At 69.4% G+C, this 26,334-nt stretch carries 20 protein-coding genes and 1 tRNA gene; 18 read left to right on the forward strand and 3 right to left on the reverse strand.

What is annotated here, in order from left to right; translation table 11 throughout:
* Positions 1–259: 259 nt before the first annotated feature.
* From ACTRO_RS26765 to ACTRO_RS51095, 4 genes are all read left to right on the forward strand, one after another.
* Entirely contained in the window at positions 260–2,224 is a 1,965-nt protein-coding gene (locus ACTRO_RS26765; protein WP_084316537.1) for an ABC transporter ATP-binding protein, read from the forward strand.
* On the forward strand, positions 2,221–4,005 hold the full coding sequence (locus ACTRO_RS26770) for an ABC transporter ATP-binding protein (RefSeq protein WP_084316538.1): 1,785 nt from the start codon (positions 2,221–2,223) through the stop codon (positions 4,003–4,005). Before ACTRO_RS26765 ends, ACTRO_RS26770 begins: the two co-directional genes overlap by 4 nt.
* Positions 4,006–4,021: 16 nt before the next feature.
* Positions 4,022–4,219 carry a hypothetical protein gene (locus ACTRO_RS26775; RefSeq protein WP_034267406.1) on the forward strand — a complete coding sequence of 66 codons (198 nt, stop codon included), beginning with the start codon at positions 4,022–4,024 and terminating at the stop codon, positions 4,217–4,219.
* Positions 4,220–6,261: 2,042 nt separating this feature from the next.
* On the forward strand, positions 6,262–6,618 hold the full coding sequence (locus ACTRO_RS51095; protein WP_034276910.1) for an FmdB family zinc ribbon protein: 357 nt from the start codon (positions 6,262–6,264) through the stop codon (positions 6,616–6,618).
* A 69-nt stretch (positions 6,619–6,687) separates the two neighbouring features.
* Here the strand turns inward: ACTRO_RS51095 and ACTRO_RS26785 are convergent, their stop codons facing one another.
* Entirely contained in the window at positions 6,688–8,532 is a 1,845-nt protein-coding gene (locus ACTRO_RS26785) for an ATP-binding SpoIIE family protein phosphatase (RefSeq protein ID WP_034267409.1), read from the reverse strand.
* Positions 8,533–8,831: 299 nt separating this feature from the next.
* Here ACTRO_RS26785 and ACTRO_RS26790 point away from each other — a divergent pair, with 299 nt between their 5' ends.
* Positions 8,832–11,282 (forward strand): penicillin acylase family protein, encoded by a 2,451-nt coding sequence (locus ACTRO_RS26790; protein WP_034267412.1) that lies wholly within the window; start codon positions 8,832–8,834, stop codon positions 11,280–11,282.
* Here the strand turns inward: ACTRO_RS26790 and ACTRO_RS46030 are convergent.
* The gene (locus ACTRO_RS46030) at positions 11,242–11,886 is read right to left on the reverse strand and encodes a 5-formyltetrahydrofolate cyclo-ligase (protein WP_084316539.1); all 645 of its coding nucleotides are present in this window, start codon (positions 11,884–11,886) and stop codon (positions 11,242–11,244) included. The two genes, ACTRO_RS26790 and ACTRO_RS46030, sit on opposite strands and share 41 nt — an antisense overlap.
* A 110-nt stretch (positions 11,887–11,996) precedes the next feature.
* On the opposite strand from ACTRO_RS46030, the gene ACTRO_RS26800 reads away from it, so the two are divergent.
* The 12 genes from ACTRO_RS26800 (at position 11,997) to ACTRO_RS26855 (ending at position 23,936) form a co-directional block, all read left to right on the forward strand.
* Positions 11,997–12,731 carry a GGDEF domain-containing protein gene (locus ACTRO_RS26800; RefSeq protein WP_051451446.1) on the forward strand — a complete coding sequence of 245 codons (735 nt, stop codon included), beginning with the start codon at positions 11,997–11,999 and terminating at the stop codon, positions 12,729–12,731.
* A gap of 97 nt (positions 12,732–12,828) precedes the next feature.
* On the forward strand, positions 12,829–13,725 hold the full coding sequence (gene galU / locus ACTRO_RS26805; RefSeq protein ID WP_063628079.1) for a UTP--glucose-1-phosphate uridylyltransferase GalU: 897 nt from the start codon (positions 12,829–12,831) through the stop codon (positions 13,723–13,725).
* 28 nt (positions 13,726–13,753) lie between these two features.
* Positions 13,754–14,998, forward strand: a complete 1,245-nt coding sequence (glp, locus tag ACTRO_RS26810; protein WP_034267422.1) for a molybdotransferase-like divisome protein Glp — start codon at positions 13,754–13,756, stop codon at positions 14,996–14,998.
* A 47-nt stretch (positions 14,999–15,045) separates the two neighbouring features.
* Complete coding sequence (moaC, locus tag ACTRO_RS26815) at positions 15,046–15,471, forward strand: cyclic pyranopterin monophosphate synthase MoaC (protein ID WP_051452505.1); 426 nt, start codon at positions 15,046–15,048, stop codon at positions 15,469–15,471.
* 149 nt (positions 15,472–15,620) lie between these two features.
* Positions 15,621–16,124 (forward strand): molybdenum cofactor synthesis domain-containing protein, encoded by a 504-nt coding sequence (locus ACTRO_RS26820; RefSeq protein ID WP_034276914.1) that lies wholly within the window; start codon positions 15,621–15,623, stop codon positions 16,122–16,124.
* A 2-nt stretch (positions 16,125–16,126) separates the two neighbouring features.
* Complete coding sequence (locus ACTRO_RS26825) at positions 16,127–16,780, forward strand: GNAT family N-acetyltransferase (RefSeq protein WP_245594500.1); 654 nt, start codon at positions 16,127–16,129, stop codon at positions 16,778–16,780.
* Positions 16,781–16,915: 135 nt separating this feature from the next.
* Complete coding sequence (locus ACTRO_RS26830) at positions 16,916–17,908, forward strand: hypothetical protein (protein ID WP_051451447.1); 993 nt, start codon at positions 16,916–16,918, stop codon at positions 17,906–17,908.
* Between the two features lie 166 nt (positions 17,909–18,074).
* Positions 18,075–18,148: transfer RNA gene (locus tag ACTRO_RS26835), tRNA-Ala, on the forward strand.
* A 641-nt stretch (positions 18,149–18,789) separates the two neighbouring features.
* Positions 18,790–19,398 (forward strand): SigE family RNA polymerase sigma factor, encoded by a 609-nt coding sequence (locus ACTRO_RS26840; RefSeq protein WP_245594501.1) that lies wholly within the window; start codon positions 18,790–18,792, stop codon positions 19,396–19,398.
* Complete coding sequence (locus tag ACTRO_RS43955) at positions 19,391–20,344, forward strand: hypothetical protein (protein ID WP_051451448.1); 954 nt, start codon at positions 19,391–19,393, stop codon at positions 20,342–20,344. The genes ACTRO_RS26840 and ACTRO_RS43955 overlap by 8 nt, the downstream gene beginning before the upstream one ends.
* Before the next feature lie 587 nt (positions 20,345–20,931).
* Entirely contained in the window at positions 20,932–22,299 is a 1,368-nt protein-coding gene (locus ACTRO_RS26850; protein ID WP_051450234.1) for an ISL3 family transposase, read from the forward strand.
* Positions 22,300–22,595: 296 nt separating this feature from the next.
* A complete protein-coding gene (locus ACTRO_RS26855) occupies positions 22,596–23,936 on the forward strand; it encodes a YncE family protein (RefSeq protein WP_051451449.1) in 1,341 nt (446 codons plus the stop codon).
* Between the two features lie 153 nt (positions 23,937–24,089).
* On the opposite strand, the gene ACTRO_RS26860 is transcribed toward ACTRO_RS26855, so the two are convergent.
* A complete protein-coding gene (locus ACTRO_RS26860; protein ID WP_034267429.1) occupies positions 24,090–25,490 on the reverse strand; it encodes an NsdA family TPR-like regulatory protein in 1,401 nt (466 codons plus the stop codon).
* A gap of 354 nt (positions 25,491–25,844) precedes the next feature.
* Here ACTRO_RS26860 and ACTRO_RS26865 point away from each other — a divergent pair, with 354 nt between their 5' ends.
* Positions 25,845–26,141 carry a hypothetical protein gene (locus ACTRO_RS26865; RefSeq protein WP_157436463.1) on the forward strand — a complete coding sequence of 99 codons (297 nt, stop codon included), beginning with the start codon at positions 25,845–25,847 and terminating at the stop codon, positions 26,139–26,141.
* Positions 26,142–26,334: the final 193 nt, after the last annotated feature.

Genomic DNA, 26,334 nt, shown 5'->3' on the forward strand with positions numbered 1-26,334 from the left:
ATGCTTCAGACGCCGTGCAGGCTACCGAGTTCGAGACGTCCGTGGGTCCGCTACTCCGCTTTCGTCAGCGCCCAATCGACTCCGTTTTCCACGCTCAGACCCTCTCCGCCACTGCGCCTCTTACCGACGCCTACGTCCATCCATGCCCACTCTCACTGGCTCGCCTCCGCCCGCCTGCGCGTTCGCGTCGACTGTGCCGCCCGTCATCCCTCCGAAAATGGGATGCGGCTCGTCGTCCGAGCCACGTACTGTCCATCTCATGCGCCGCCTTCCAGTTCCAGAACCCAGGGAACCTGACAGCCGGTCGGCCACCCGGCTGCTGATGTGGATCTGGCGGGATCAGTGGCGGTCACAGCTGCTGGGCATGTTCTACGGCATCTGCTGGATGCTCTCCCTCGCCCTGATGCCCGCCGTCATCGGCCGTGCCATCGACCGCGGGCTTGTACACCGCTCGGCGAGCGGCCTCTGGGAGTGGGCATCGATCGCGCTCGGGCTCGCGCTGTTCACCGCGGTCATGGGCGGCATGCGACATCGCAGCGCGATGACGAACTGGCTCTCGGCCGCTTACCTGTCGATCCAGATCACCTCCCGCCACTCGGTGAAGGTGGGCGCGGACCTTCCGCGGCTCATCGCCAGCGGCGACGTCCTCGCGATCGGCACCACCGACGTCGAGGCGATCGGCAGCACGTACGACATCTGGGCCAGGCTTACCGGGGGTTGCGTCGCCGTCGTCGCTGTAGCGACGATCCTGCTGACGTCCTCGGTGCCGCTCGGCCTCGTCGTGCTGATCGGCGTGCCGGTGATGATGATCTGCACGGTGTTGCTGCTGCGCCCGCTGCGTCGCCGCCAGGACGAGTACCGCAATCTGCAGGGTCGGCTGACGGACCAGACGATCGACATCGCCCAGGGCATCAGGATCCTGCGCGGCATCGGTGGCGAGGAGACGTTCTCCGCGCGGTACGCGGCGACCTCCCAACGGCTGCGCGGCCTGGGCGTCGGCGTCGGGCGGATCGAGGCATTGCTCGCCGGGCAGGAGGTGCTGCTGCCGGGGCTGCTGACGGCGTTCGTGACGTGGCTCGCCGCGCACTTCGCGCTCAAGGGCGAGATCTCGATCGGCCAGCTCGTGGCGTTCTACGGTTACGCGTCGTTCCTCGTCCTCCCGCTCTCCACGTTCGGCGAAGCGGCCGACGCGTTCACCAGAGGCCATGTGGCGGCCGATCACATCATCAAGGTCCTCCGCCTGAAGTCGCCCATCACCGAGCCCGAGCACCCGCAGCCGATGCCGGCCGCCGGCGTCGTGCTCGAGGAGCGAGAGTCCGGCCTCCGCGTCGGGTCCGGCAGGTTGCTCGCTGTGGCCTGCGCCGAGCCCGCCGACGCGACGACGCTCGCCGAGCGACTGGCGAGATACGTGGACTCGGGTGACGCGCGGCTCGCGGACGTGCCGCTGAGAGAACTCAGGGTCGGCGAAGTACGCGAGCGGATCCTTCTGTCGGACAACGCCGACCGCGTCTTCGCCGGAACGCTCCGGGAAAGCCTGTGCGGCATCGCGACCGGTACGACGGACGAGCAGCTGCGCGAAGCTCTTTACGCCGCGTCGGCCGAGGACGTGCTCGCGAGCCTCGACGAAGGGCTGGACACGGCGGTCGAGGAAAAGGGCCGGAACTTCTCCGGCGGCCAGCTCCAGCGCCTCCGCCTCGCCCGAGCCCTGATCGCCGACCCGGAGATTCTGGTCGCGATCGAAGCCACGAGCGCCGTCGACGCCCACACTGAAGCCCGGATCGCCGAGCGACTCGGCCCCTACCGCCACTCGGCCGGGGACTCGCATTCCTTCTCGGCGTCGGCGTCGGCAGTGGCTGCTCCGACTGTGGCTCCGGCTCCGGCACCGGGCACCGTCCCTCCTGTCCGGACGACCGTGCTCTTCACCACGAGCCCGCTCGTCCTCGACCGGGCCGACGAGGTCGCCTATGTCGAGAACGGCCGCGTCGCTGCCATCGGCACCCATGCCGACTTGCTCGCTCGGGACGTTCGCTACCGCAGCCTCGTCACCCGGGCCGAGGCAGACGACCAAGCGCAGGCTCCTGCTGCAGCCTCCAGCGCTCCCACGCCGCCGGACTCGCAGTCCTCGCCCGACTCGCCGTCGTCGCCGGATGAGCGTCTGGACCCCGATATGCCCTCGGCGCAGCAGGAGTCGCTCGCGTACGTGACCGAAGGAGCTCCCTCATGAGCAGCACGACCATGTTGCCCGTGGCTGATCGCTCCGCCGTGCGCGTGTACGCCCGCGAGGTCGGCCGCAGGCATAAGCGGCGGCTGACCCTGCTGATCGCTCTCTCCTCACTCACCACCGTCGCCGGGCTCTTCGCCCCTCGACTGCTGGGCGACATAGTCCAAGACGTGCAGTCCGGCACGACGTCCGGACACATCGACGTCCTCGCCGGGTTCCTCGTCCTGGCTGTGCTGATTCAGGCCACGCTGAACCGCTCCGCCTACATGGCCGGCAAGATCTTCGGCGAGACCGTGCTGGCCGAGCTGCGCGAGAGCTTCGTCGACAGCGTGCTCGACCTGCCGTTGTCGAAGGTCGAGCAGGCCGGCAGCGGCGACCTGATCAACCGGGCGTCGCGCGACGTCAGTGCTCTGCGCCAGGCCGCGCAGCAGGGCATCCCGACCATCCTGGCCGCCGGTACTGCCAGCGTGCTGACTTTCGGCGCGCTCGCGGTGACGGCGCCTCAGCTCGCCGTCGTCGGTCTCGTCACGCTCCCTCCGCTGGTGCTCGTCACCCGGTGGTACCTGCGGTACGCGCGTGACGGCTACCTCGCCACCAACGCCACCTACTCCGCGCTGATCGAGAACATGGCGGGCACGATCGAGGGCGCGCGGGCCGTCGAGTCGCTGCGGCTCGGGCCGGGTCACGTCCGGCAGACCGACGCGGACATCAGCGCGTCGTGGAAGGCCGAGAGGTTCACCCTCGGTCTGCGCAACGTGCTCTACCCCACCGCCGAGGCCTCTCAGCTGCTGCCCGCCGGGCTGATGCTGCTGTTCGGTGGCTACGGCTATACGCGTGGCTGGGTCAGCATCGCCCAGGTCACCGCGGCAACGCTCTACGTGCAACAACTCGCGAATCCGGTAAGCACCCTCCTTGACTGGTTGGACACGATCCAGACCGGCTCGGCCTCGCTGGCCCGACTGGTCGGCGTTTCGCACATCCCCGCCGACCGCACGGAGACGGGTGTCACCCCGGACCCGAGCGACCCGCGACTCGAAGCGCAGGCCGTCGGCTACGCGTACGTGCCGGGTCGCGACGTCCTGCGCGACGTCGATCTGACGCTTCGACCTGGCGAGCGACTGGCCATGGTCGGCCCGTCCGGCGCAGGCAAGTCCACCCTCGGCCGTCTGCTCGCCGGCATCAGCGCGCCCAGCCGCGGCACGGTCGCGGTCGGTGGCGCCCCGCTGGTCGAGCTCCCGCTCGCCCGCCTGCGCGGCGAGGTGGCCTTGGTCACCCAGGAGCACCACGTGTTCTCGGGCACGCTGCGCGAGAACGTCGTGCTGGCCCGCCCGGACGCTTCGGACGAGGACGTCCGGGCCGCACTCGCCGCCGTCGACGCCGACGCCTGGACCGAGACGCTTGAGCACGGCCTCGACACCGCCCTCGGCGCCGGCGGCTTCGAGCTGAGCGCCCCGCAGGCCCAGCAGCTCGCCCTCGCCCGCCTCGTCCTCGCCGACCCGCGGGTCCTCGTCCTGGACGAAGCGACCGCCCTGCTCGACCCGCGCGCCGCCCGCCACCTGGAGCGCTCCCTCAACGCCGTCCTCGAGGGCCGCACTGTGATCTCCATCGCACATCGCCTCCACACCGCCCACGACGCCGACCGGGTGGCCGTGATCGAGGAAGGCCGGATTGCCGAGCTCGGCTCCCATACCGAGCTGATCGCCGCAGGCGGGGCATACGCCCGCCTGTGGGACAGCTGGCACGGCGCGTCCGACCAGTCTTTGCCGGATGGTCACGCGGCTTAGCTACGATCGGAGTGCTATGAGTTATCTGGATGACGAGTACGACGAGGACTGGGGCCGCGACGAGCGGGCCCTGGTCGCCCCTTCCGGCTACGAGCAGACACGCGACGACACGGACATCGGCTGGGGCGAGCGCACCTGGTCCGACAGCCCGAGCGGTGCCGACGAGGACATCGAACGCTTCCTCGCCGAGCGCCCGCCGCACCACGGCGACTGACACTGGCGACGGCCACCGCCACCGCCACCGCCTCCCCCTCCATCGTGGGCAACTCCCGCCGCCCGACCCGACCAAGCAGGTGCCCGGCTGGCCCAGTGTGGTCGGCCTGGCCTGGACCTGCCGGATCCTGCCAGCCCGCGCACTCACCGGAGCGGCGGGTAGGCCTGCCTGCCGGCCAGAGCTGCCCTTAACCGTCGGGCCGGCCGGACGCCGACGGTTCACGCTAACGGCCACGCCTGCGGCCCACGCCAACGCGCTGCACAGCGCGCTGCGTCAGTCGAGTGGACGGACCCGCCGGCGTGCCACTCCGCTGAACTGTGCTGGTTTGTCGAGAGCGCCCGGAGAGCAGCGGCTGTCGTTGTTCGAGATTGCTTGGTGAAAGCAGCGCAGGCTGCAGCGCCAGACTAAAATGAGCGCAGGTCGAGCTCGAGCGAAGCCACTCGCAGCAGAAAACTCGCGTTCTATGAATCACTCTCCTTTCCGGTGACGGCGGACTCCAGGCATCGCCACATCGCTTTCGAGACGACGGACTTTGGGTGGCGGGCCGGCGTTTTCTCCGAAGTTTCGGGCGCGAGTATCTGAGAGACCTATTGAGTTCGGCATTCCTCGGACTCGTGCATCAGCTGACGGCAGGGTGGGGCCTCGCGCCAACGTGGCGGAGTCCGAGGTCAGCGCCGTCCACGGCCGCAGCGCGGAGACGCCGAACGCGAGCGCGGCTCCCGTGAGCATGGACGCGGCTGTCCGGTGCCGGCGGCGCCGAAGGCGATGTCGCGTCAGCATGGGGCGCAGGTCAGCGGGATAGAGCTCGAGTTCTGGGAACCTCCTTGATAGAGACGGCGCGCTGACGGCGAAGGATGGCTGGCACCCGGCTGCTGGGGGTGCGGCGGGCGGGACGCCTCGCTCTGGTGGTGGGGGATCGCCGCCGTCTTGAGACACGAAGTGCTGCGGCGAGGGGTGGGGCTCTGGGGGCGCCCACGAGCGAGGCGCTGGGTGGAGCTGTTGCGACGCCGAGGGGAATGCGCACGGCGCGGACGAGGCGTAGTGCCGCGGCGGAGTGTGGTGCGGGGTTGAGGCGCAGAGCTGCGGAGACGCATAGTGCTGGGGCGATGCGGAGAGCTGAAACGACGCGTCTTGCTGAGGCGCGGCAGAAGCCTGGGTCGATACGACGAGCTGGGGTGACGCATAGATCTCGGGTGAGCTGTGGTGTTGGAGCGGCATGGGGTGTTGAGGCGAGACGTAGGACTGGGGTGGGGTGTCGTGTCGGGGCACCGCCAACGGTTGGGGCTGGGGTTGGGCTTCGGGCTGTGACGCGGCCGTAGGTCGGGTGGCGGGTCCGGGCGAGATGGGGAGCGTCGGTGCGTCGTAGTGAGGCGGCGCGGTTTGGGCGGCGGGGGACGGGATGCTGATGCCGTACACGGCGGTGCGAGGCGCTTCCTCGCAGAAGTACTCCGCATCTGGCGTGAAGTAGCGCTCCGGCTCTGCTTCCTCCGGCGCGCGGCACGTCTCGGCGGCGCTGCCCGGCTGGTGCGCTTGCGACGTCGCGTAGCGCGTCGGGTAGCCCGATTCGAGCCCGGGGTCGGGCTGCCATTCGCCCACAGCCAGGTAGTCGGCCCCGTACTCGGGCTCATACGGGAGCTGGTCGTATCCGCTCGTGTGCTGGCTCTCGTACTCCGTCTCGCGCATGCTTCCCGCCCCTTCCCCGCCGACGGCTCGCCGCCGACTTCTTCCGTCCTGCGTCGTCCTGCGTCGTCCTGCGTCGGCCAGTGCTGGCCGCTCCCCGCCTGGACTCCTGACCAGCGCTTTTGCTGGTCCCTCTGTCAGCTTGAGGGCATCCGCGCTTCTATGCCACCCGTTTCGGGACGATTGGTCAGTAGAAGCGCAGATTTCACTAATTGGGAGGAATCGTGCGACAGTCGTACCGGAACTTCCCCATGTCACCCCGACGGTCGCGGGTGCGAAGTGGGGTGCAGAGTGGACAGCTCGGCGGGCGATGACGCAGAATTGGCACTCGAAGCATCAGAGTGCCAAACGGGAGCGTGAACGTGCCGACGTACCAGTACCAGTGCACCGAGTGCGGCGAGGCGCTCGAAGTCGTCCAGAAGTTCACCGACGACGCCCTGACCGTCTGCCCCAACTGCGAAGGCCGCCTGCGCAAGGTCTACTCGGCGGTCGGCATCGTCTTCAAGGGGTCGGGCTTCTACCGGACCGACAGCCGCGGGTCGAACAGCTCCTCGTCGGCGTCTTCTTCGTCTTCTTCGTCGGGCAAGAGCTCGGATGGCGGATCTTCCGCCTCCTCGTCTTCCTCGACCACGCCGAGCTCGTCCTCGTCTTCGAGCTCTTCGTCCTCGTCCTCGTCCTCGTCGAGCTCGGGCAGCAGCACGTCGTCCGCTGCGGCGTAGGTTTCCGCAGCGAATCAAGCCTCCGCGGCGGCGCTCAGTCGGCACACCGAGGGGCTTGATCCGGCTGTCCTAAATCTGGAACCAGACGGCCTTGCCCGAGAGCGTGTCCCGTGCGCCCCAACGGCGTGAGAGCTGGTCGACCAGGAACAGGCCGCGGCCGCCTTCGTCGTTGGCGGTGGCGTTGCGGACGCGGGGCATGCGGACGTCTTGGTCGTAGACCTCCACCCAGAGCGAGCCGCTGCCTCGGCGAGCGACGATCTCCACCTCGCGGTCCGCGCGTGCCGCGGTCGCGCCGCCGGGTTCGAGGGCGTTGTCGAGCAGGGCGAGTTCCAGCGAGTCGAGGTCCAGCTCGTCGACTTTCTCCGGGTCGAAGCGGGGGGCGGGGGCTGGGCCGGCTGCGTGTCTCACCGCGTTCGTGACCAGCTCCGACAGCAGTAGCTCCACCGTCTCGACTTGGGCCTGCAGACCCCATCGCTCCAGCACGGGGCGGATGGCCGCTCTGGCCGCGGACGGGGAGGACGGGGTGGCCGGCAGGCTCAGGCGCCACAGCGGGAGCGGGCCCACGCTCGTGCGCATCGCCAGGACGGCGCGGTCGTCGTCGGCGGGCCCTGTCGCAGACCGCAGGGCGGCGCGGCAGAGGGCGGCCGGGGTCGCATCCGTGCCGCCGGCGCCGATGCCGTCGAGAACCTCCTCCAGGGCGGCGCACAGGTCGCGCACGCCTTCGTCCACTGACCTGTCGCGCTGCTCCACCACGCCGTCGGTGTAGAGGAAGATCGTGTCGCCCGGCGCCACCTTGAACACGTGGTCGGTGAACGTCACGCCGCCTACGCCCAGCGGGACGTCCGGGGGGACCTCCATCGGGTGGCAGCCGTGAGCACCGGCGAGCAGGGGCGGCGGATGGCCGGCGTTGGCCAGCACACACTCGCGGGTGAACGGGTCGAACACCGCGTACACGCACGTCACCAGCAGTGCCTCGTTCAGGCCCTGCACCAGGTTGTCGAGGTGCCGCAGCACCTCGGCCGGCTCCTCGTCGAGCACCGCGTACGCCCGCAGCGCCGCCCTGAGCTGGCCCATCACGGCTGCCGCGTGGGCGCCGCGGCCCTGCACGTCTCCGATCACGATGCCGACGCGGCCGGCTGAAAGTTCCATGACGTCGTACAGGTCGCCGCCGACGTCCGACTCGTCGCCCGCGCTGTAGCCGACCTGTACCTCGACGCCGTCGATCGTGGGCAGGTGCGCGGGCAGCAGGGAGTGCTGCAGCGCCAGGGCCAGCGAGCGCATGCTCTCGTAGAGCGAGGCGTTCTCCAGCGCGAATCCGGCGCGCGCCGCGACCTCTTCGACGAGTTCGACGTCCGCCGAGCTGAACTTCCTGTTCAGGCCGTCCGCGCCGACGGCCAGCACGCCCTTGATACCGCGGGGGCCGAGCAGCGGGACGGCGATCACCATCGCGGCGTCCGTCATCAGGCTGTGCGCCGCGCGCGAGGGCCCGGCCGGCTCGCCGGCCGCCGGCTCCACCTGGTCGAACTCGGCCAGCACCGGCGATCCGGTGCGCAGCGCGATGGCGCAGGGGTGCTCCGGCGGGTAGACCACCCGGCGGTCGGCCGGACCGGGCAGCGAGGCCCGACGGGAGCGTTCCGGGTCCATGCGCACCGTTACGGCGCGGCGCAGGACGCCGGTGTCCTCGAGCAGGTCCACTACGCACTGGTCGGCGAAGGAGGGCACCACCAGCTCCGCGATCGCGGCGAGGGTGCGGCCGGTGTCGAGGGAGGTGCCGAGCAGGCGACCGGCCCGGGAGAGCAGCGTGGCGCGGGCGGAGCCCGGCTCGGCGTGTTCGGCCCGTCTGCGGCCGGGGACCACCGTGCCGGTGGCTCCGACCAGGCTTGAGTCCTGGCGACCCGTCAACTGACCTGCCATCAGCCCACCTTTCGTGCGACCGCGCCGGAGGCGACGCCGGTGCCGCGCGACCCGCCGTCCGGCTGATCCAGTGTGGCACTTCCGGCGCGTCGAAAACAGCAAAGCCGAGGCTTTGCCCGGAGCTTGCGGGAGTGTTGGAGTGAGCGGACGAGTCGGGTCGCGCCAGAATAACAGTCCGCTGACAGACCGGCCAGAGCCGCCGACCGGCCGCGGGGGGCGCGTACGGCCCTTGCCGTGCTCCCGGCCGGTCGAGGTGACGATGTGTCAGATCAGCAGCGACGTGGTGTGAGGAGCCGGCGGTGGCGACGAGCACGGATCCCGGGGCGTCGGCCGGTCCGGCCGTGCGCCGCCGTCGCCGGTTGCTCTGGCGCGCGCTGGCCGCGGTGGCCGTCCTGCTGGTGCTCGCGCTGCTGGCCGCGGCCGGGGTGGCCGGCTGGCGGCTGGCGACGGTGCTGCGCGCCTCTTACCCGCAGGTTTCCGGCTCGCTCGACGCGGACGGGCTCGGCGGGTTGGCGGACGTCGAACGCGACGCGGCCGGCGTGCCGCAGATCTACGCCTCCACCCCGCACGATCTCTTCCTCGCGCAGGGATACGTGCAGGCACAGGACCGGTTCTGGCAGATGGACGTCTCGCGCCGCTACGCCGACGGGACGCTGGCGGCGGTGCTGGGAGCGAGCTGGGTGGCGCACGACGAGCTCGCGCGCGCTCTTGACTTGCGCTCCGTCGCCCTCCACTCCTACAGCCTGCTCCAGCCCGAGACGAAGGCCGACCTCCAGGCTTATGCACAGGGTGTGAACGACTACCTCCACGCCCACCCCGGGGCAGGCTCGCTGTCCGTGGAGTACTCCGTGCTCGGGCTGCCCTACACCGGTACCGCTCAGGGCCCGCGGCCGGCCGCGTGGACGCCGATCGACACGCTGAGCTGGCTCGAGGCCGTCTCCTGGGACCAGGACAGTGCCGTCGCTCAGGAGGCCACCCGCTCGCTGCTCACCCAGACCCTGACGCGAACTCAGATCGACGCGCTCTATCCCAGTGACGGCGCGGGCTCCGCTCTCGACGCGTGGGCGGTGTCCGGCAAGCTGACTTCGACCGGCGCGCCGATGCTTGCGGCTGCGCCGATCGCCCCTCCATCGCTTCCATCGACGTGGTACCAGATCGGGCTGCACTGCGAGCACCGCGACACGACCTGCCCCTACGACGATTCCGGTTACACCGAGCCGGGCGTGCCCGCGGTGCTGATCGGGCACAACCAGTCGATCGCGTGGAGCTGGAGCGGCGGCACCGTCCACAACTCCGACCTCTACCTCGAGAAGGTGGACGGCAACCAGTACCTCTACAACGGTCACGAATACCCGGTGTCGGAGCGCCGCGAGAAGATCCAGGTGGCGGGTGCGGCTCCCGTCACGGTGACTGTCCGCTCCACTCGCCACGGACCGCTGCTGTCGGACTTATCCGCGGTCTTCCGCCGCGCAGGGACGACCGCCCCGGCCGCACGCGCGGGAGAGCCGGGTCAAGGAGCTCCGCCTGGCATCGCGTACGGCGTGGCCGTCGACTCCACCGCCCTGGCCCCCAACACGACCGCCGACGCCCTGCTCGCGCTGGATCAGGCGACCAGCTGGGACCAGTTCACCTCGGCTGCCCGCGGCCTGACCGCGCCCGCCGAGAACATGGTCTACGCCGATACCTCAGGGGACATCGGATATCAGGCGGCCGGGGGCGCGCCCGCGCGTGCCGCCGGGGATGGCGGGACCTGGCCGCTGCCTGGATGGACTTCCGCGCACGACTGGACCGGCGCTCCCGGTTCGGCGCTGCCCGCGCAGCAGTTCGATCCGGAGGACGGTTACATCGCCACTTCGCCAGGGGCGACCGGCGGGGTTCGAGCCCAACGCACTGTCGCGGATCTCGTCGGCGGCAGGATCGAGCACGCCAAGCTCGATGCGGCGGGGCTTGCCGCTGTTCAGGACGATGCGTACGACCCGGAGGCCGCGGTCCTGGTGCCGTACCTCTTGCGGGTGAACGTCGATGACTTCACCGACTCGGCGGTAGCCCTACTGCGCACCTGGGACTACACCGAACCGGCCGGATCCAGTGCGGCCGCCTACTACAACGCCGTCTGGGCGGAACTGCTCAGGCTGGTGATCGGCCGTCAGCTGCCGCAGGACGCCTCGGCCGCGCAGCTCGGCCTTGACGGCTCGGTGAGCTGGGACTCGGTCGTCAATACGCTGCTGACCCAGCCGAACAATCCCTGGTGGGGAGCACCCGGACCAGACCACCAGAGCGCCCGCGACGCGATGCTCGCGAAGGCGATGGCCAAGGCCCGGCTCGACCTTACGGCCCTGATGGGCAAGGACGTGACCACCTGGACCTGGGGCCGCGTGCACACGCTGACGCCGGAGAGCCAGACTCTCGGCGTCGGCGCGCGCCCCGCCGTGATCAAGTGGCTGCTCGACGGTCAGAGCCTGCAACTGTCCGGCGGCGGCTCGGATGTGGCCGCGGCTGACTGGAATGTGGGCTCCGACGCGTTCACCGTGGGCGCCGCACCCGCGTTACGCATGGTGGTCGATTTGTCAGACCCCGATAACTCCCGCTGGATCGGCCAAACCGGTGAGTCCGGGCACGTGGACGACACTCACTACCTCGACCAGGCACCGATGTGGGCGGCCGGCGAGACTCGTCCGTGGCCGTTCACTCCTTCAGCCGTACGCGCCTCTACCCTCGACGACCTCGTGTTGCGTCCTGTGGACGGCTAGCAGGGCCGAACTCGGCCAGATGAGTGGCCGTGCACGCCGCGTCGACGGGCTCGTCGTGCGCCTCCACCGCACTGGGCGGAAGAGTGCCGAGTTCGTGCTCGTACAGCAGGGCACAGGCCCACGGCTGGACGGTCCGGGCGTGTCCGATCCGCTCCAGTACGCGGTCGTAGCTCCCGCCTCCGCGACCCAACCGCACGCCCTGGTCCGTCACCGCCAACGCCGGCACGATCAGGACATCGGCCTGGAGCACCGCCGTGACCCCGAGCACCAGACTCGCCGGGTGGCTCGTGCCGGCGCCACCCGCCACGAATTCCGTGTCGGCGCCCACATAGAGCGCCCAGTCGAGATCTCGGTCGTCGAGCAACACGGGCAGCAACAACCGCGTCCCACGTGCCAACAGTGCGTCGAGTAAGGGCCGGGTGTCTGGCTCAGTACCCAAGGGCCAGTAGGCCGCGACGGTATCCGCACTGCTCAGGCGCGGTGTATCGAGCAGCCGCGCGCAGGCCGCGCGAGATTGGCGAGTTCGCTCTGCGTAATCGAGATCTCGCCGATTGTTGACGAAACGTGATCGTGCCGTGGCCTTGTCGTCAGCCGGATCGGGCATTCTGGTTCCTGTACGATGCTGGGCCTTCATGGCGCTCTGGGGATGGGGCATCCTGCACGACCAAGCCTTATCTATAGGGCGCGTGAGAAGGGATCGGCACGGCGACGGCTATGGGCGCAACCGACTGGCTCTCCTCCGGCGGCTGGGCTGTATTGGTGCTCAGTCTGGCAACCGTGTCCTTGGCCTTCGCCCTGGCCCGGCTCGCCCTCCTGCTCCGCGAGCGCGACCGGCGCAATGACGCGCAGCTCGCCGCCCTGCGCCGCGAACTGACCGGGTTGGAACAAGGACGCAGCGATCTCGAGCGGCTCAGTGCCACCGACCCGGTTACGGGCGTGTGGAACTACCGCTATCTCCAGCAGGCCCTGGCCAAGGAGCTGGCCTGGGCGGTGCAGGACGGCCGCCCGTTCGCGCTGCTGCTCTGTGATATCGACGGCTTCGGAGACTACACCGCCGTGCACGGCCATCAGCGGGCCCTCGGCACCCTCCGCGATCTCGCCCAGCGCCTGAGCGTCGAGATCCGCTCCGGGGACACCTTCGCGCGTTACGGCGGGGACGAGTTCGTCGCTCTGCTGCCCGACGCTCGCGGAGAGGGTGCCGCGAGCGTGGCCGAGCGGCTGTGTTACGCGGTACGCCGAGGGCTGACGGCGAACGGGCAGTCGTGGGGCGATCCGGGCGGATCGGTCGAACCGAGACTCACCTTGTCCATCGGCATCGCCTGCTTCCCGGATTCCGGCGAACACGCCGCGTCTCTGGTCGCGGCGGCCGACAAGGCCCTCGCCGAAGCCAAGTCCGGCGGCGGCGACGGCTGGCGTCTGGCCGAGATCGACGTTGTACTGTCCGATTGACTCCTGCCTATTCCCGGGATATCCGGTTGCGGGTTTTTATCCGGTCGGATGATCGGGTGACCCGCACGCGCAGGAGCCGACCCGGTATCGTGCCCTCATGCCGATCCGTAAAGCCGTGATTCCCGCCGCAGGTCTGGGTACGCGGTTTCTGCCCGCCACCAAGGCGACGCCAAAGGAAATGCTGCCGGTCATCGACAAGCCGGCGATCCAGTACGTGGTCGAGGAGGCCGCCGGCGCGGGCCTCGACGACGTGCTGATGATCACCGGACGCAACAAGCGGCCGGTCGAGGACCACTTCGACCGCGCCTACGAGCTCGAGAGCGCCCTCGAGGCCAAGGGCGACCAGGCCAGGCTCGACTCCGTGCGCGCGTCGGCCGAGCTGGCCAAGGTCCACTACGTGCGCCAGGGCGACCCGAAGGGCCTCGGCCACGCGATCCTGTGCGCCGCGCCGCACGTCGGCGGCGAGGCCTTCGCCGTCCTGCTCGGCGACGACCTGATCGACCCGCGTGACCCGCTGCTCACCCGCATGATCGAGGTGCGCGAGCAGCACGGCGGCTCGGTGGTCGCGCTGATAGCGGTCGATCCGGATCAGATCCACCTCTACGGCTGCGCCGCGGTGACCCCGGTCGAAGGGGAATCCGACCTCTTGGTCATCAGCGACCTGGTCGAGAAGCCCGAGACCGCCGCCGCGCCGTCCAACCTGGCCGTGATCGGCCGGTACGTGCTCGACCCCGCCGTCTTCGACATCCTGCGCGAGACCCCGCCAGGCCGCGGCGGTGAGATCCAGCTCACCGACGCGCTGCGGGTGATGGCCGCCGACCCCGGGATCGGCGGGCCGGTGCACGGCGTGCTGTTCACCGGCCGCCGCTACGACACCGGCGACCGCTCGGACTACCTGCGCACCATCGTCAAGCTGGCCTGCGAGCGGGACGACCTCGGCCCCGGCTTCCGGGACTGGCTGGAGGGCTACGTGTCCAAGGGTTTCTCCGATTGATCCTGGCCCGCGCGGTTACGCTGCTCCTATGAGGAGCGTCGAAGAGCATCTGTCCGTGATCCTGGCCCGGCTCAGGCCCCTGCCGCCGTTCGAGCAGCACCTGCTCGACGCGCACGGGCACTTCCTGGCCGAGGACATCACGGCCGAGCGGGACCTGCCCGCCTTCGACAACTCCGCCATGGACGGCTATGCCGTGCGGCTGGTGGACGTGCTGGGCGCGAGCGAGCAGAACCCGGTGATCCTCTCGGTCGAGCAGGAACTGCCGGCCGGCATCGCGCCCAGCGAGACCGAAGTCGAGCCCGGCACCTGCGCCCGGATCATGACCGGGGCGCCGGTGCCGCCCGGCGCCGACGCGATCGTGCCGGTGGAGTGGACCGACGCCGGCGCGGTGGGCGACGGCAGCGTGCGCGTGAGCCGGGCCCCCGGCATCGGCCAGCACATCCGTACCGTCGGCGAGGACGTGCGGGCGGACCAGGTCGTGCTCACCGCGGGCACGTATCTGGGGTCGCGTCAGATCGGCTTGCTCGCCGCGATCGGCCGCGACCTGGTCGCGGTGCGCCCGGCTCCCCGGGTAGTGGTGCTCTCCACCGGAGCCGAACTGGTGGAGCCCGGCGCCGAAGCGGCCCCCGGGCAGATCCACGACTCCAACAGCTATACCTTGGCCACTGCGGCCAAGGAGACCGGCGCCGAGGTCTACCGCGTCGGCATGGTCCCGGATGACGGCAAGGCTCTGCTCGACGCGATCGAGGACCAGCTCATCCGGGCCGACCTCGTGATCACCAGCGGTGGCGTGAGCATGGGCGCCTACGAGGTGGTCAAGGAGACGCTCAGCCGACTCGGCACGGTCGAGTTCGTCAAGGTGGCCATGCAGCCGGGCATGCCCCAGGGCTTCGGAGTGATCGGCCCGGACGAGACGCCGATCTTCACGCTTCCCGGAAACCCGGTCTCCGCCTTCGTCTCCTTCGAGATCTTCGTCAAGCCGGCCCTGCGCGCCCTGCAGGGCCTCGGTCCGCACGAGGATGAGACGCAGACGGCGGTGGCCGCCGAATCCTTCGACTCTCCCGAGGGGCGCCGGCAGTTCCTCCGCGGCCGCCTGGTGCGTTCCACCGACAACGGGGAGCACGCCGTCACCCGCGTCGGGCTCGCCTCCGGCTCGGGATCGCACCTGATGGGCGGCCTCGCCCACGCCGACTGCCTGATAGTGGTACCCGAGCAGGTCACCCGGGTCGAGCAGGGCGAGCAGATCAGCATCCTCAAATTGGAGTCGGTGTGACCCGTTCGGACCAGTTCACCCACCTCGACGCCCAGGGCTCGGCCCACATGGTGGACGTGGGGGACAAGCCGGTCACCGCCCGCGCGGCGGAGGCCAGCGGCCGGGTGAAGGTCGACGGACGCGTGATCGAGCTGCTGCGCGGCGGAGCCCTGCCGAAGGGCGACGCGTTGGCGGTGGCCCGGATCGCCGGCATCCAAGGCGCCAAGCGCACCAGCGAGCTGATTCCGCTGTGCCACCCCATCGGCCTGGCCGGCGTCAGCGTCGAGCTCACGGTGGAGGACGAGGCGGTGAGCATCCGGGCCAAGGTGCGCACCACCGACCGCACCGGAGTCGAGATGGAGGCGTTGGCGGCCGTCGCCGTCGCCGGACTCGCCTTGATCGACATGGTCAAGGCAGTCGATCCGGCCGCCGTGCTCGGCGAGATCCAGGTGGAGTCCAAAACCGGGGGGATGAGCGGAGACTGGCACCGATGAACCCGCAGCACAGCCACGGGGCGTACCACGGCGACGAGGCGAACCACGGCTATGACGCGAAGCAGAGCCACGTCGCGCGGCACGGTCGTGACGCCGACGGCGTCGGCGGAGGCATCGAGTACAGCGGCGAGCACGGGCCGGGCCACGGCGTGTCGGCGCACTCCCAGCGAGGTGGAGCCCGCGTCGTCGTCGCGTCGAACCGGGCCTCGGCCGGGGTGTATCAGGACACCACCGGGCCGTTGATCCTCGCGGCGCTCAAGGCCCAGGGGTTCGCCGACATCATGGTCAGCGTCGTGGCGGACGGAGAGCCGGTGGAGCGGGCGTTGCGCGAAGCGGTGCAGGCCGGGAGCTCGCTCGTGATCACCACCGGGGGCACCGGGATCTCCCCGACCGACCGGACTCCCGAAGCCACCAGAGCAGTGCTGGACTACGAGGTGCCGGGCATCGCGGAGGCGATCCGGTCCCAGGGCTACCGCAAGGTGCCCACGGCCGTGCTGGCCCGTGGGGTGAGCGGCGTGGCCGGGAGTACTCTGATTGTCAATCTGCCCGGATCGCCCGGCGGAGTGAAAGACGGACTGGCCGTACTGCTGCCGTTGCTCGGGCACGCGCTCGAGCAGCTGGCCGGTGGCGACCATCCGCGAGGAGACGATTGACGGTGTCTGGTGTGCGCGGCTACCCCCGGGTTCTGACCGAGGGAGCGGTGAGCCTGCGCCCGCCCCGAGTACGCGACGCCGAGGCCTGGCGGGAGCTGCAGACGCGCAACAGCGGCTGGCTCTCCCGCTGGGATCCCACGGTCCCGCCCAACACCCCGTACACCCGTCGGTTGAATTACCGTCAGCTGGTGCGCCGGGGACGGCAGGAAGCCGCGCAGGGCCGGATGCTGCCGTTCAACGTCTGGTATGACGAATCCGCCGACCCGCGATTCGAGGGCGAAGCCCCGGAGCGGATGGTCGGTCAGCTGAACGTGGCCGGAATCGCCTGGGGCTCGCTGTGCTCCGCGCATATCGGCTACTGGGTGGACGAGCGCGTGGCCGGCCGCGGCGTGATCCCCACGGCGCTGGCGATGGCCATCGATTTCTGCTTCCAAACCGTCGGACTGCACCGGATCGAGGTGAACATCCGCCCGGAGAACGCCCCGAGCCGGCGGGTGGCGCAGAAACTCGGCCTGCGCGACGAAGGCCTGCGGGTCAGGTACCTGCACATCGACGGCAACTGGCGGGATCATTGTTCTTACGCGGTGACCCAGGACGAGGTCCCGGAGGGGATGCTGGCGCGGTGGCGCGCCGCGCAGGCCTCCCCGATCGGGTGACCGGGCGAGTGAGCCCGACCCGGCGGGGTAAAAGAGGATGGGCGCCAATCCGGGTTATCGGATCACTCGAATTTTCCTATCGCGACACGCGCAAATCTGTCGCCTTAGGACGTCGTACCACTCTACGGTTGTGTTATGAGCAGCAGCGGGCTTATCTATGCCTTCATCGTCGGCGCCTGGGCGGTATACCTTGTCCCCATGTGGCTGCGGCGTGAGGATGAGCTGAACGAGGCGAGGCAGACCCGGCGCTATACGACGGCCATCAAGGTATTGTCGCATAAGGATTCTTTCGAGCGCCGATACGGGCGGACCGGCGAGGGCACGGACGAGGCCCGGCTGCCGGCCGCCGTCGGCCAGGGCGCCGCGCCGGAGGCCGGCCGGGACACGCTCGAGCGCGTGCGCGCGAAGGAACGCGAGCAGACGCGCCGGACCGCCGGCTCGGCGCGCGACGGGGTCCGAGGCTCGGCGCGGGACGCGTCCGCGGACCGCCGCGGCGCTCCGGCCGCCGGCGCCGCGAAGCCCGGCCGGAGCCGGAAGCCCGCGTCCGCCGCAGTACCCGCGGCCTCCTCGTCCGTCCGCCGCTCCGTCGTGCACGCGAGCGTCGCCGGCGTCGTCGCCTCCGGTGGCTCGATGTCCGCCGCGTCCGGCGCCCCGGGTATGCCGATCGGTGCGATGAACGCCACGTCGCCGATGCTCCGTGCCCGCCGTCGCCGCGTGGTCGGCGTGCTGTTCGCGGTGACGAGCCTGGGCGCGATCGTCTCGATGGACCTCGGCCTGCGCTTCGTCTGGGCGATGCTGCTCCCGGCCGCCGTGCTCTCCGCGTACATCGTGTGGGTGCGCAAGGACGAGCGCGCCCGCGCCGCCGACCGGGCCCGCCACCGCGCCGCGGCCGCCCGCGCGGCCCGCGAAGCGCGTGAGGCCCAGCGCCGTGACCGGGAGGAGTTCGTGCGTGCGGAGGAGGAGCGCGAGGCGTTCGAGCGGGAGGAGCAGGCCCGCCGCGAGACGACCGCCCGCCGCCGTGCCGCCGCCGCCCGCTCCCGCGCCGAGCGCCGCGTCTCCGGCCCCGGCGCCGCCCCCGCCAACCCCGCCACCGACCCCCGCGACCTCCCCCGCGCCGCCAACGGCTGACCGGCGGGCCGGAGTCTGAGACGGGCCGCAGCCGGGGCCTCGCCCGGCCCGGGCTCCGGCCCGGAACCGCGGCGCGGTCCCGGTGCGGATATCCGTTTCGGCGCACCGGCACGGCTGTGATAATCTCGACCACGTCGCGCGGCTCGCTGTGTGACGCAGTGGAGAAGGGCCTGTAGCGCAGCCCGGTAGCGCACCTCGTTCGCATCGAGGGGGTCAGGGGTTCAAATCCCCTCAGGTCCACAACGCAAAAACGCGGGTCCCCAGTCCGAATCGGACTGGGGACCCGCGTCGCATGTCAGGTGAGTTTGAGACTCTGAAATGGCCCCGTTAGGGCGTCTGTTCTGGCTCCACCTGGTCTGGTGATCTCTTCGAGATGAGCGTTTGATCTGGCCCCGGGGGTGCTGCTGGTCAGGCTGCCTGGAGCTCACGGTCGAGGTGGCCGGCGGGGGTCCATAGGGTGCGCGGGCTGCGATCCGTTGCTGCCAGGTGGCCTCGTCGATGCGTTCTTTGTGAAGGTCGGCGGTGGCCTCGATCAGGGGCTCGGGCATGTTCGGGCGGTACCAGGCGCCCTCGACCTGGATCGCTCCGCCGACTCCCTCTTTGATCCCGAGGTCGTCCTTGGCGCAGTCGAACACCGGCCGGTAGCCCAAGGCTCGGAGCGGTGGTTGGAAGCCGGCTGGTTCGGAGTTGTCGAACAGCCGGTCTCCCGCGAGCCATCCGGCCAGGTAGCCGCGCCCGGGCGCAGCGGCTGCCGCAGCCGACTGACTGGCCGTCAGATTTTTGTTCGCTCGCCGGACAACCGGACCCGCGGGCCACGCGTGACTCTCATGACGGCACACCGTACAGGTGCCGAGGCTCTGAAGCACGTGAGGGGTGGGATTGTGGCGGCGGAACTCGAATTCGATGAGTTCTACCAAGCGTCGTTTCGACGCGTGGTCGGCCAGGTGTACGCGATGGTGGGCAGCCTGTCCGAGGCGGAGGACTCGGTACAGGAGGCGTTCGCCCGCGCCTGGCAGAACTGGGACAGGATCAGCGCATACGGTGACGCGGAGACCTGGGTGCGCTCGGTCGCGTTCAAGATCTCAGTCTCCTCCTGGCGCAAGACGGTCAACCGGCTGACCGCGCACAAGCGGCATGCGGCCGAGGAGGACGACCTGCCCGGGATGAGCCCGGACCGCCTCGCCGTGATCACGGCGCTGCGCCGGATAGAGCCGGACCTGCGACAGGTCATCGTGCTGCACCACCTGCTCGACCGCTCGGTCGAGGAGATCAGCCGGGAGACGGGCGTGCCCACCGGCACGGTCAAGGCCCGACTCGTGCGCGGCCGCAAGGGGCTGGCTCCGCACCTGTCCGAGTTCGCCGGGGAGGGCCGGGATGACGGGCGAAAGAAGACCGGGCGTGCCCGTGCGGCCCGGCGGACCACGGCGAACAGTACAGAGCGTATCGATTCCGTTGCGACGGCCCCGAAGGAGGGAACCCACAATGTCTGAGAACTTCGACGACCTGCTTTCCGGAGTGGTCGAGACCGCGGCCGGCGCGGCCCGCGAGCCCGGCGCCGGCGCGGCCCGCAAGCGCGGCCACCAGCGCCGCACCCGTCGCCGTGTAGCCGCCTCCACCCTCTCGCTGGTCGTATTCGGCGTGATCGGCGGCGTCGCGGCGACCACCCTGCCCGGCAGCACGAACGGCATCCCGACAGCGCACTCGACCAGCACGGCAACCTCGGCCCCGAGTGCGCCGGCCTCGCCGAGCATGTCCGCGTCGGCCAGCGCATCCGCGTCCGCCAGCACTTCGGCAAGCCGGAAAGTCACCGGGAGCGGTACGCAGTCAGTGCACGCAAGCCCTGGCGCCGGGACGACCGCCGTGCAAACGGGTGCGGCCTCTCCGTGGCTGCCCACGACGGCCGTTCCGCTTGACAACATCTACCACTGGACCTGGTCCGCCGTGCCCACGGCGCAGTATTTGGGCTATGTCTGCAGCACCAATGGAACATTCGCTCAGCTCGGCGCCACCGGCGTGCAGGCACGCAGTGCCGAACAGGGAATAGATGCCAGCAACCCGTACTACAACACATTCATTGCACGGGAGGAGCTCTATACCTTCCCGAGCGACCAGGATGCCACCCAGGCCCTCCAGACGATCACGAACGGTGCGCGTGCCTGCGAAACCGGCGGGTCGGCGGACCAGACCTCTCCCGGCGTTCACGTGACTGCCACAGGACCCCAGGCCGTAGCCTTCGCTGTTTACCCCACCCCGGTCACGAGCAAGACTTTCGAAGGCGACGTGCAGGAGAACCATGAATACATCGCTCAGCACGGATCCGCGATCGCCATTCTCGACGTGACGACCGGCAGTGCCTCCGGCGCACCCAGCCAGCTCTACCTCAGCGATGTAGATGACCAGTCCGTCCTCGCCAGGCTCGTCGCCGCCGTCGGCTAGCCGTATCTGCTTCACCCGCGCTGTGCCCGTGGTCATCGCCATCGGCACAGCGCGGTCAACGCCCCGTACACCAAGCTGGTCGGATTCCGCTACCTTCACCATTTCGGGACCGGGGGCGGGAAATGCCCACCTTGAGCGCGGGAAAATCTGCCAAGGATCATCTGGACGGCACAGCTGAACCAACTTTCGTCGGTGCACCCGGTTGTGAGCCGCCTCGCGGCTTCGCGACGATTCGTCGCCCGGATCCGAGGCTATCGCGACAAGGGCGCGACAACACGCCAGTGGAGTCTGCCTTCCGGCTGGCGAAAGCGCAGGTCAGTGGAGCAGCCGACTGGGAACGGGTGAAGTCCCCTCAGGTCCACCGCAGAAATGCAGATGGGGCCGGTCCAGGTATGAATACCTGGGCCGGCCCTATCGCTTTGGGTGACTAACCGGGTGACTATCGCGGCTCATCGAGCTTGACCGTGCTTGAGGTGTAGGGCGTTCGGTGGCCCGTAGATCAGGGTCTTGCTGAAGTAGAGGCGCCCGTGGCGCTCTGTGATCATTCGAGTTGCTGAGACAAGAGTGATCGCGAGGGAGCCACGGGCTTGGTCAACGATACGACATTGCTGTTCGGACTCGACGGGGTGCAGGTCGTGCGCGTCATGCTCGATGACGACGAGAATCCGATACTGGCACTGGTGACCGCGTCTGAGCAGGCCAGATGCTGTCCCGGCTGCGGGATGCGTTCACAGCACGCGCATTCGTGGGTGCGCACCCGGCCACGGGATCTGCCGGTGGCAGGGCGCCGGACGGCGCTGACGTGGACCAAGCGGCGTTGGCGCTGCCGCAACGCCGCCTGTGAGCGGGCGACCTTCACCGAGTCGGTCCCGCAGATCCCGCCGCGTGCCCGGCTGACCGGTCGGCTTCGCGCCTCGATCGGAGCGGCGGTGGCCGACCGCGGGCGCACCGTGATCCAGGCCGCCCGCGACCACGAGGTGTCCTGGCCGATCGCGCAGACGGCGTTCGCCGCCCACACCCGCCTCGCGCTACCGGCCGAGACACCGCAGGTCGCACGCCTGGGCATCGACGAGATCCGGCGCGGCAAGGCGCGCTTCCGGCTCGTGCCCGGCGAAGGCGGCGACGAGAAGTGGGAGGTCGTGGCCGATAAATGGCACGTCGGGATGGTCGATCTCGGCGGCGGCGCCGGACTGCTCGGGCAGGTCGAGGGCCGCACCGCCGAGACGCTCTCGGCGTGGATCGAGGCGCAGAGCCCGCAATGGCGAGCCGGAGTCCAGGTCGTGGCGATCGACATGTGCACCGTGTTCAAGGCCGCGATCCGCACCAGCCTGCCGCACGCGGCGCTGGTGGTCGACCGCTTCCACGTCGCGCAACTGGCGAACACAGCGCTGACCGAGGTACGCCGCCGCGTCACCGTCCAGGCGCGCGGACGCCGAGGACGCAAGGGCAACCGGGAGTGGGAGCTGAGAAACAGGCTCACCCGCGCCGGCACACGGATGCACGCGAAGCACCTGGACCCGATGATCGACGACCTCCGGGCACTGCCCGCGAAGATCGGTATACCGATCCTCAAGGCATGGAACGTCAAGGAAGACCTGATGGACCTGCTCGCACTCCACGGCACACACCCGGACCGGGCACAGATCAGCGCTCTGCTGATCAGGTTCTACGAGAACGCCGCCGCCTGCGGCCTGCCGGAGATCACGCGGCTGGCCGGCACCGTCTCGACCTGGTGGCCGCAGATCCTCGCCGCGATCACCACCGGCGTGACGAACGCGGGCTCCGAGGGCACCAACCGCGTGATCAAAACCGACGCCCGCACCGCCTACGGCTACCGCAACCCCGCCAACCAGCGCCTACGCGCACGCGCCGCCACCACCCGCCGCGCCCGTGGACACCTCACCACCCACACCAGCGGACCCCACGCCCAACCCAGACGCCGCTCAAAAGCCTGACAGCACGGTCAAGCTCGATGAGCCACTATCGCTCGGGTTCCCGTGGGAGCAGCCGGTCCATCACGTGTCCTCGACCAGCACGTCGGCGTCGGAGCGCAACACGTTGTGCGCGTCCAGCTCAGTGCCGTTCAACGTGATGAACACGAGATCGTCCTCCAGCCACGGCACGGCTTCGGCGGCATCACCATGTCCAGCCGCTGCGAATAAGGAGTATCAGAGCACGAAGTTGTCCATTACGCTGCGGGTTGCTCGGGATTTTCCGGACCCGACTCGCCGACAGGAGCGTTTCAACACTGATGAACGTCAAGCGCCTTTTGCCCGGGACCGCGTCCGCTGTCGTGGGCACGGCCCTGCTCGCCGGCACCCTGTATGTTCCCTCGGCCGAGGCAGCCGCCACGACCGCGTCGGTGGCTCTGCCGCTCGCGCACTACTCGCGTATGCTCATTGACCCGGTCCACCACCATTTGTTCATCACTGGAGGCACCGGTTACAGCACCGTCCTGGTCACCGACTTCGCCGGGGCCGTGGTCGCGACCATCGACAATGAGCCAGGTGCCACTGGCTTGGCGATGTCTCCGGACGGCGACACCGTCTACGTGGCACTCGCGGACGCCGACGCCGTCTCCGCCATCAGCACGAGCACCTTGACCGAAACGTCTCGCTACGCGACCGGGGACGGCACGGGCCCGACGTACGTCGCCTACACGGCCGGCAAGATCTGGTTCAGCTACGAGTCCGACTACCAGGGCATGATCGGATCGATCGACGCCGCCACCAGCCCGGCCGAGGTCACCTTGGCCGCCAGCCCGGACACCTGGGGGATCGCGCCGATGCTTGCCGCGAATCCCGACGGCGAGTTGGTCGCTGCCGAGCCGAGCCAGAGCCCGAACGAACTGGCCAGCTACGACGTGTCCAGCGGGGTGCCCGTGGTCCTCGCTCCCCAGTCCTTCGACATGACGGCGGGCAACCTGGGTGATCTCCAGATCAGCCCTGACGGCTCGGACGTGGTGACGGCGAGCGGCGCGCCTTACTACCACGAGGTTCTCAAAGTCTCCGACCTCAGTCCCGTAGGCCAGTACGACTCGGCGGCTTATCCCGACTCCGTCGTCATCGCCGCGGACGGGACCGTGATCGCAGGGTCCGATGACTACTACGGCGACTCGATCTATGTCTTCGCTCCGGGCAATCCGGTTGCGATCACGTCCTACCCCGTGGCCGCCTACACGGATCTGGCACCCGGCGGTCTGGCCGTGACGCCCGACGGAAACCAGCTGTTCGCCATCACTGCCGACTCCTATGGCAACAATCCGGTCCTGAACATCATCGCCCAGCCCGAGCAGACCGCGTCGACCCTGGTGCTGTCCGGGCCGACTCGGGTCCACGAACACCGGCCGATCACCGCGAGTGGCACCCTTGGTGGCGCATCCCCATACACCGCGGGCCAAGTCCTCCACGTCACTCGCATCTCATCGCAAGGCAAGACGGTCGCCCTGCCCGATGTCATCACGGCCGCCGACGGCGCGTTCAGCTTCACCGACACGCCCACCGGCGCCCACGACGTCACCTACCAGGTGTCCTACGTCGGTGACGCGCACTTGACCGCTTCCAGCGCGAGCATCACCATTCAGTTCGATTAGCACTGGATGCCCGAGGAAACACTGTCAGACCGCGTCGGGCAAACGCGGCGACGGGGCCGGGGGGCCGGTAGCCAGTTGATGGTTACCGGCCCTCGAACATTTGCTACGGCACCGAATGGCAACGTGGCTGCCATCGTCACACTGCTCTGCGTGTCAGCCGATGTCGCCGTTCTGTCGTGCGCGACCGGCTACGCGGCCGCCCGGGAGGGTGGGTTCTTCGCGCAGGAGCGCCTCGCGCACCGAGGGCTTGGCGCCGTTGACGATGCGCATGATCCGCATCGGGACCTGGCCTTTCCGGAGGCCGTCGGGCAGTTCCCGCCATACCGCGCCGAGGAGGGCGGCCGCGTCGGCGACCGCTTCTTCGCGGAGCAGGAGGATGGCGCGGTCGATTTCGAGCAGGGCCCAGCCGGTCAGGTCCTGGCTGGCCTTGGGCAGTTCCAGGGCACGGTCGCGTGCCGCCTCGGCCAGGTCTCGGCGGCCGAGTGTGCTGAGCGTCTCGGCTTGCTGCCAGCGCAGGCGGTACTCGGAGGTGCCGATGCCGTCGTCGGCGGTGGCGCTCGAGGGCAGGGCGGCGAACAGCCGGTCGGCTTCGCGCAGCAGGCGCATCGCCTCCACCTGCTGGCCGAGCCGGGCCTGCAGGTTTGCTTCGGCCAGCAGGCCGAAGACCTTCGCCGAGGTCGGCTTGCCGCCGCTGGCGGCCTGGGCGTAGCGGGCCGCCCCAAGCCCCTGCGACAGGCTGACGCGGTGGCAGGCGTGCATGTACGCCGAATGGCCGATGATCCACGCTTCGATCCCCTGGTCCTCCGCCCGGCGTGCCGCTTGGAGCGACATCTGGTGCCAGCTGACCGTGTGGGTGAAGTCGGAGATGTCGTTGAACGTGAACGCGATGAAGCCGGCGTTCTTGGCTACCACACGGTTCAGGCGACGCCGCAGTCCGGCCGTCAGTCCGTCGGCCAGCAGAATGCTGTTCGCCTGTTTGAAGTCCTGCATCCGATCGTCGATGAACTCACCCGGCGTCAGCGAGTAGAGGAGGTAGCCGCCTCGTTCCGTGCTGTCCTCCAGTTCGGCCACTTCCGCCGCGCTCGCCACTGACCGGCCCGGCACGGCGACGGCCGAGCCGATCTCCTTGAAGACTTGGAGCACGGGTCGCGCGAGCGCGGGCCGGAGCTGGAATACCGATGGTTCCGCCGTCTTCCCGGTCTCCTCGACCGGCGAGTAGTCGTGGCCGAATCCGAGCCGGTCGGGCCGCGTGCGGTAGAGACGGCACAGTGCGTCGAGGTATTGGTGCGTGGGCGGATCCGGGCTCATTTCCCAGCGCGAGACACTCTGATGTGTCGGTCCGCCGCACGACACGCCGTTCTCGCGGAGAATCTCCTTCAGCCGGTCGACCACTTCCGCCAGCGTGAGCCGATGGACGATGCGCTGTGCCCTCAGCATGGACAGATCGCAGTCCCGGACTATCGCCTCGACCGCGTTCCAGGGTGAGCCGCCGGCCGCCTCGGTCTCGGCGGCGATCTTACGTGCGCGCCTTATCTCCTGGTTGTCGTTCGCCATGGCTATTGCTCCCTCGGGATGGCCTCCGTCCGCCAGGCGAGAAGGGACGGAGAGGAGAGCTTCGTCGGGTTCGATTGGATGTTAGGCCCGTCTCGAGGCGAGTGTCGATGCGGTGACCACGCTTTGCACGTGCCGCGTGCAGAGAACTCACGCTGGGCGAGAGTTGCCGGCGGACAGTGGTCCGCCGCATGGCGACGGCCGCATTCTGGCCCCATGCAGGATCGATATGACCGACCCGAGCCGGGCTCTTCCGGTGACCGCGCCGAGGAGCTGCGGCTTTCGGCCGCACATCCGCGTCCTGAGAGTCCGACGGAGGGCACGCGCCGGGCCAATGGATATGATCACGTCTCATTCGTGATGCAGATGATTCAGCTGATTCCGATCATTCTCACGGCGTTCGGCACGCTCATCCGCGGGACGTGGGTCGAGTACGTCGTGCCGGTGCCGGTGCTGGCGGCGTCCTGGCTGTTGGCGGAGTCGCTCTCGCGCCGGGAGCGGCCGGCCGGACCGCCATCCGGGCCGGTGGGAGTCACGACGGGCGTCCCGGCGGACGCGCTGATGGACGTCCAGCCGAACGCCCGGGAAGGCGGCGGGCGGTGCGGCGACGACGTAGCCGCACCTGATGGCCGCGTGCACGATCAATGCCAGTGATCGACCTTGACTCCGAACACTGAAGTCAGATCACTCACCTGATGGTACGACGATTTCGTGTCTCGGCGTCGAACACCCGCCGAGCGGACAGACTCGGGTTTTCTCATGAGCCAATTGCACAGCCACTTCATGGAAACGCTCCGTCCCATGTGGGGCGTGGGTAGGCTGCCTTCTATCGACATCTTTCCGGTTC

The sequence above is a fragment of the Actinospica robiniae DSM 44927 genome (assembly GCF_000504285.1).
Lineage (GTDB): Bacteria > Actinomycetota > Actinomycetes > Streptomycetales > Catenulisporaceae > Actinospica > Actinospica robiniae.